Origin of the sequence: Actinomadura bangladeshensis (assembly GCF_004348335.1) — a bacterium.
Classification (GTDB): domain Bacteria; phylum Actinomycetota; class Actinomycetes; order Streptosporangiales; family Streptosporangiaceae; genus Spirillospora; species Spirillospora bangladeshensis.
The window spans coordinates 1-6390 of sequence record NZ_SMJW01000356.1; the positions used below are offsets into that span (position 1 = coordinate 1).

Consider the following 6390-nt stretch of genomic DNA (forward strand, 5'->3'; position numbering starts at 1 on the left):
GATAACGCCCGAGGTAATACCGCCCGCCCCCGGCGCCGCGGCGCCTCCCATGCCCAATGCCGGGCCTCCGAAATTCGGTTGTGCCGCTCGGCGGGGGCCTCCTAGCGTCCTCCGCATGGAATCACCCGTGCCGGACGGGCCCGTGCGGCTGCTCGGACTCGACGACCTCGGCGCCTGCCAACGCCTCGCCGCAGACCGCGAGTGGGGACGGGAGGACCGCAAGTGGCGGTTCCTGTTCTCCGTGGGGGACGTCTACGGGGTCGATGACGGCGATGGAGGGCTCGCCGGGACGGTGGTGTCGACCCCGTACGGCAAGGACGTCGCCGCCATCAGCATGGTCTTGGTCGCCAAGCGCTTCGAGCGGCGCGGTCTGGGCGGACGGCTGATGCGCCACGCGATGGACAACGCGGGCACGGCGAGCCTCTGCCTGACCGCCACGGACTACGGACGTCCGCTGTACGAGCGTCTGGGATTCAGAACCGTCGGGCTGTGCACCGCCTACAAGGGCGCGTCGGACGGGCCGTCCAAGCGCAATGTGTCCGTGCCGGTGGGGGCGAGCGACATGCCCGCCGTCCACGCACTCGATACCGAAGTGTTCGGCGCCGACCGGTCGCAGGTGGTCGACGGTCTGCCGTTCTTCTGCGAGACGCTACGAGTCGTCCGGGACGGGACCGGCATCGCCGGCTACGGCGGTGCGTGGAGGAACGACGACCGGGTCCTGGTCGGCCCCGTCATCGCGCGGGACGCCGGAACCGCGCTCACCCTGCTGGACGAGATCGTCCCCGAAGGCCCGATTCGCCTCGACATCGACCACCGGCACCCCGAGCTGATCGCCTGGGCGGAGGACCGCGGCCTCCGCCCGGCGTTCACCACCGCCATCATGGAGTACGGCGCCCCGATCGCCGGCGACCCGTCCCGCCTCTTCCTTCCGGTGGCTCAGGCGCTCGGCTGAGCGACGACGCGCTTGCGTCCGGCGGCGTCCCGCCGGTCGAGGGCCGCCGGAGCCGGCTTCCCGCCGGGAAGGGCGTAGCGGACGATCTTCTTCCAGGTGCTGGTGACCTGCTTCGACAGCGATCCCGTGTGGTAGGGCAGGTCGTACTTGCCGCACAGTTCGCGGATGCGCGGGGCGATCTGCGCGTACCGGTTGCTCGGCATGTCGGGGAACAGGTGGTGCTCGATCTGGTGGCTGAGGTTGCCGGTCATCAGGTGGAACAGGCTCCCGCCGGTGATGTTGGCCGAGCCGCACAGCTGCCGGACGTACCACTCGCCCTTCGTCTCGCCGTCGAGGCGCTCCTCCTCGAAGACCTCGACGTCGCCGGGGAAGTGCCCGCAGAAGATGATCATGTGGGCCCAGACGTTGCGGGCCACGTTGGCGGTGAAGTTCGCGGCCAGTGTGGAGAGGAACTGCGGGCCGCTGAGCAGCGGGAACGCCAGGTAGTCCTTGCCCCACTGGCGGCGGATCTTGCGGCCGATCTGGCGCAGCTTCTCCTTGGTGGCCTCCGGGTCGGCCGTGCCCGCACGGATCTTGTCGATCTCCAGGTCGTGCAGCGCCACCCCGTACTCGAAGAACATCGCCAGCAGCAGGTTGTACAGCGGCTGCGGGAGGTGGGCGGGGCTCCACTTCTGCTCGGGCGCGACGCGCAGGATGCCGTAGCCGACGTCGTTGTCCTTGCCGAGGATGTTCGTGAACGTGTGGTGGACGAAGTTGTGCGAGTGCTTCCACTGCTCGGCGGGGGAGACGTTGTCCCACTCCCACGTCGTCGAGTGGATCTTCGGGTCGCGCATCCAGTCCCACTGGCCGTGCATGACGTTGTGCCCGATCTCCATGTTCTCCAGGATCTTCGCGACGGCGAGCGTCGCGGTCCCGGCGACCCAGGCGGGCGGCAGCGAGGACGCCATCAGCAGCGCCCGGCCGGTGATCTCCAGGCCGCGCTGCCAGCGGATCACCCGGTGGATGTAGTCCGCGTCGCGCGCGCCGAGATCGGACATGATCTCCTCCTGCAGCGCGTCCAGCTCGGCGGCGATCGTGTCGTAGTCGGCGGTCGTCAGATGGTCGGTCATGGGTCTGTCCCCCAAATGCCTCAGAGGTCGATTTCCACGGGGCCGGCGGCGGCCGAGACGCAGGTCTGGACGATCTCGCCCTCCTCGCCGTGCACCCGGCCGGTGCGCAGGTCGCGGACCTTGCCGGCGCACAGCCGGCCGACGCAGCCGTAGCAGATGCCCATCCGGCACCCGCTCGGCAGCAGGGCGCCCGCGCTCTCCCCGGCGACCAGGAGCGGCGTGCCCCCGTCGGCGTCCACCTCGACGCCGCTCCTGGTGAACGTGACGTGGCCGCCCTCGCCGTCACCGCCCTGGAGGACGGTCCGGAAGCGCTCGACGCGCAGCCTCTCGCCGGCCCCTTCGGCGCGCCAGAACGCGGTGAGGTCGTCGAGCATCTCGCCGGGGCCGCAGGCCCACGCGTCCCGTTCCGACCAGTCGGGGCAGACGCCCGGCAGATCGGACGGCTTGAACCGGCCCTCGACGGCGGTGTGCCGCTCGTGCAGGCGTATTCCGGTCATGCGGCGCAGCTCGGCACCGAAGATCACGTCCCCGGGCGTCCGGTCGAAATGGACCACGACGGCGTCGGCCGAGGCGGCGGCGAGGTGGCGCAGCATCGCCATCACCGGGGTGATGCCGCTGCCCGCGGTGATGAACAGCAGCTTCGCGGGGACGGGCGCGGGCAGGACGAACTCGCCGTCCGCGGGCGCCAGCCGGACGAACGCCCCAGGACGGATCCCGTTGACCAGGTGCGCGGAGACGAACCCGTCGCGGGCGGCCTTGACGGTGATGGTGATCCGCCCGTCCGGCCGGGGCGGGGACGACAGCGAGAACGTCCGCCAGTGCCGGACGCCGCCGATGTCCACGCCGACCCGCACCCACTGGCCCGGCCGGTGCCCCCGCCATGCCCGGCCCGGCCTGATCACGAGGGTCGCGGCGGCGGGCGCCTCATGCCGGACGGCCTCGACGCGCCCCCGCGGATCGGTGGCCGACCACAGCGGGTTGACCAGGCCGAGGTAGTCCTCCGGCAGGAGCGGTGTGGTGAGGAGCCGGGCGGCCGCCACGAGCCGGCGGCCCGGACCCGGACGCCGCGGTGCGGTGATCACGATGCCTCCCCGATGGCGCTCAACTTACGCTTGCGTAACCTACGGTCGCGTAAGAAGCGGGGGATGTTCAAGGCATACGGCGCTAAAGCGACAGGCATCACACCATCGCACGATGTTCCATCCGGCGGTGTAAAGTTCGCTGACAAGAACGGCGCCGCGGGTTGTCGCCCGACAGCGAAAACTCGTCCCCCGCCGCAGATCTCGGCGGTGCTCCGCAATTCACCGCGCGGCTCGTTCGCCCCTCTCATTCGGATCTCACTCTCGCCTCACCCGAGCCACATGAGCGCGCAAGAACCAGCGCCGCCTGCGGCGGCGGCGATGCGTCGGACGCCAAGGCGGGCGCGTCCGCGGGCGCCGACCCGATGGCCGCGTTCCAGGCGTGCCTGGAGAAGCAGGGCGTGATGCCGGAAGGCCGCCCGGGCGGAGGCGGCCCGTCCGACCGGCAAGCGGCCGCCCGGGTGGCCGGCCGTCGGGCAACGCGTCCGGTGCGCCGTACGAACGCCCCGGCGGCGCGCCATCGGGCCGTCCTGACAGCCCGCCCGCCCCCGCCGGGCACGGCGCGCGGATGGGGCCCGTGCCGCGCCACGCGGGCCCCATCTCCACCCCACGCACCGGCAGGGTGGTGGCCTCCCGCGCCGCGCCGCCGTAGCGTAGGCGGCGGCGTACGTGCCGCTATGACGAGACGGGGTCCAGGTGCGGGCAGCGAGGTTCATCAGTGCGGCCACCGTGCTGGCACTGGCGATGGCCACCGGATGCAGCGACGGGGGCGACGGGAACGGCGACGGCGACAAGAAGAAGACGGCGTCGTCATCGCAGGTCCCTTCGGGCCTCGAATCGTTCTATGCCCAGAAACCGTCCTGGAAGAAGTGCGACGACGGCTTCGAGTGCGCGACCGTCCAGGTCCCGTTGGACTACTCCCACCCGTCCGACGAGAAGGTCGGCATCTCCGTGATCAGGCTCCCGGCCGAGGAGCAGTCCCAGCGCATCGGCTCGCTGCTCACCAACCCGGGCGGACCGGGCGGGTCCGGGGTCGACTTCGTCCGGCAGGCCGCCCGGACGTTCGGCGGCGACCTGCGCCGCCGCTTCGACATCGTCGGCTTCGACCCTCGCGGCGTCGCCGCCAGCGACCCCGTCCGCTGCAACACCGGCCCCCAGCTCGACGAGTTCTTCGCCACCGACGCCTCCCCGGACGACGAGAAGGAGACGAACGCACTCGCCGCCCAGAGCAAGGACTTCGCCCAGCGCTGCAAGACCAAGGACGCCTCGAAACTCCCCTACGTCGGCACCGTCAACGCGGCCCGCGACATGGACGTCCTCCGCGCGGCGCTCGGCGACAAGAAGCTCACCTACTACGGCGCCTCGTACGGCACCTACCTGGGCGCCTTCTACGCCGAACAGTTCCCGAAGAACATCCGCGCGCTCGTCCTGGACGGCGCCGTCGACCCCAAGCTCTCCTCGACGGAACTGCTCGTCGAGCAGGCGAAGGGCTTCGAGACGGCCCTCCGCGCGTTCGCCGACAACTGCGTCAAGTCGGGCAGTTGCCCCTTCGGTAACACGGCCGACGCGGTCATCGCCAAGATCTCGTCCTTCCTCTCCTCCGTGGACAAGAAGCCGCTCAGCAACACGCGCGACTCCCGCAAGGTCACCGAGTCCCTGGCCGTGATGGGCATCGCCAGGTCGCTCTACGTGAAGCAGTACTGGCCCGTCCTGCGCCAGGCCCTCACCCAGGCGATGCAGAGCGCCGACGGCACCATCCTCCTCGCCCTCGCGGACGAGATGGTCGAACGCAAACCCAACGGCACCTACAGCAACCAGACCGACGCCAACATGGCCGTCAACTGCATCGACAAGCCCAACCCGTCCGACCTCGCCGCCTACGAGAAGTACGTCGACCAGGCCAAGAAGGCCGCGCCCCGCTTCGGACCCTTCGTCGTCTGGGGCGGCCTCGCCTGCGTCTACTGGCCCTTCCAGACCAGCCAGCAGCCGAAGCCGCTGGCGGCCAACGGCGCACCGCCCATCGTCGTCATCGGAACCATCCGCGACCCCGCCACTCCGTACAAGTGGGCCCAGAACCTCGCGGACGAACTCTCCAGCGGCGTCCTCCTCACCTTCAACGGCGACGGCCACACCGCCTACCTGCAGGGCAACTCCTGCATCACCAAGGCCACCGACAACTACCTGATCACCACCGAACCGCCCAAGGACGGAACCACCTGCGGCTGAAACCCGTGCGCACCCACCCCCGCGGACCCGGTAGACTTCATCCCGCCGTGCCCCGCACGGCACGCCGCCTTAGCTCAGTCGGCAGAGCGATTCACTCGTAATGAATAGGTCATCGGTTCGATTCCGATAGGCGGCTCCACCTCAAAGCCCTCTTGCGATCCCCGCAAGAGGGCTTTTGCCAACAGGCTTGCCAACAGCAACTCGAGACCGTCCGAGAGGGTTGTCGTGCGGGTCAACGGACGAATCGTGACCGCGCGACTCTCGAAAGCCGAGGTTGAGGGCGGTCCTGTCGGGCCGCCCTGACCGAAGGCGGGGGCGTGCGGCCCGTTCCCGACCGGCTGCGCACCCAAGCCTCCCCGCATCTCACCCCATCCCTGGGCTCCACGCGAGGATTGCCAGGTGCGGGGCTGCGGCTAGGGGAGGATGTTGGGGTCGCACGGGGGGAGGCTGGTCGTCATCCCGGCCGTGATCGCCCAGCGCTCGTGGTCCCGCCAGACGCCGCCGATGTTGATGAATTCCGGGGAGAACCCCTCCCGCCGGAACCCGAGGCGACGCACGAGACGGCGGGACGGCTCGTTTCCTGGCTGGACGTCCGCCTCGACTCGGTGCAGACCGAGGGAACCGAACGCGTAAAGGACGGTCAGGCCGACGCCCTCCGTCATGAAGCCTTGGCCCGCGCTCGGCGCGAAAGCGGCGAACCCCAGGATGGCGCGGTCGTACGGCCCCCGGATGACTCCGGTGAGGGTGGCATGACCGGCGATGGCCCCCGTGTCCAGGCGCTTTATCAGCAGTGCCTCGCCGGCGGCCGGATCCGCGAACCGGCCCAGGTATTCACGGAACGTCAGCACGTCGGTCGGCGTCCGGACCCAGTTTCCGTGTAACTCCGCGCTCTGCTCGGCGAGCCGGAGAAATTCGTCCTCGTCCGCCGCCCGCATCCGGCGGAGCATCACGCGACATCCCACAATGCCTCCGTCCCCGGCACCGTTGCCCATGGACCGCATTTCGCCTAGAGCCCAGATTGCCC

Annotated in this window: 5 protein-coding genes and 1 tRNA gene; 3 read left to right on the top strand and 3 right to left on the bottom strand. The window is 70.1% G+C overall.

Annotation, left to right across the window (positions count from 1 at the left end; all coding sequences use genetic code 11):
* Positions 1 to 115 precede the first annotated feature (115 nt).
* Complete coding sequence (locus E1284_RS37350) at positions 116 to 952, top strand: GNAT family N-acetyltransferase (RefSeq protein ID WP_131944871.1); 837 nt, start codon at positions 116 to 118, stop codon at positions 950 to 952.
* Here the strand turns inward: E1284_RS37350 and E1284_RS37355 are convergent.
* Both E1284_RS37355 and E1284_RS37360 read right to left on the bottom strand, forming a co-directional pair.
* A complete protein-coding gene (locus E1284_RS37355; protein ID WP_131944872.1) occupies positions 937 to 2061 on the bottom strand; it encodes a fatty acid desaturase family protein in 1125 nt (374 codons plus the stop codon). The genes E1284_RS37350 and E1284_RS37355 overlap by 16 nt on opposite strands.
* 20 nt (positions 2062 to 2081) lie before the next feature.
* Positions 2082 to 3143, bottom strand: a complete 1062-nt coding sequence (locus tag E1284_RS37360) for a ferredoxin reductase (RefSeq protein WP_243714988.1) — start codon at positions 3141 to 3143, stop codon at positions 2082 to 2084.
* Positions 3144 to 3836: 693 nt separating this feature from the next.
* Between E1284_RS37360 and E1284_RS37365 the strand changes: the two genes are divergently transcribed.
* Together E1284_RS37365 and E1284_RS37370 are read left to right on the top strand one after the other, a co-directional pair.
* Positions 3837 to 5366 carry an alpha/beta hydrolase gene (locus E1284_RS37365; protein ID WP_243714989.1) on the top strand — a complete coding sequence of 510 codons (1530 nt, stop codon included), beginning with the start codon at positions 3837 to 3839 and terminating at the stop codon, positions 5364 to 5366.
* Positions 5367 to 5429: 63 nt separating this feature from the next.
* A tRNA-Thr gene (locus E1284_RS37370) sits at positions 5430 to 5505 on the top strand.
* A 274-nt stretch (positions 5506 to 5779) separates the two neighbouring features.
* Here the strand turns inward: E1284_RS37370 and E1284_RS37375 are convergent.
* A complete protein-coding gene (locus E1284_RS37375; RefSeq protein ID WP_131944875.1) occupies positions 5780 to 6313 on the bottom strand; it encodes a GNAT family N-acetyltransferase in 534 nt (177 codons plus the stop codon).
* Between the last annotated feature and the right edge of the window lie 77 nt (positions 6314 to 6390).

Coding starts and splice junctions, on each gene's coding strand:
- E1284_RS37375 (WP_131944875.1), bottom strand. CDS start 6,313: ATGCTCCGCCGGATGCGGGCGGCGGACGAGGACGAATTTCTCCGGCTC.
- E1284_RS37355 (WP_131944872.1), bottom strand. CDS start 2,061: ATGACCGACCATCTGACGACCGCCGACTACGACACGATCGCCGCCGAG.
- E1284_RS37350 (WP_131944871.1), top strand. CDS start 116: ATGGAATCACCCGTGCCGGACGGGCCCGTGCGGCTGCTCGGACTCGAC.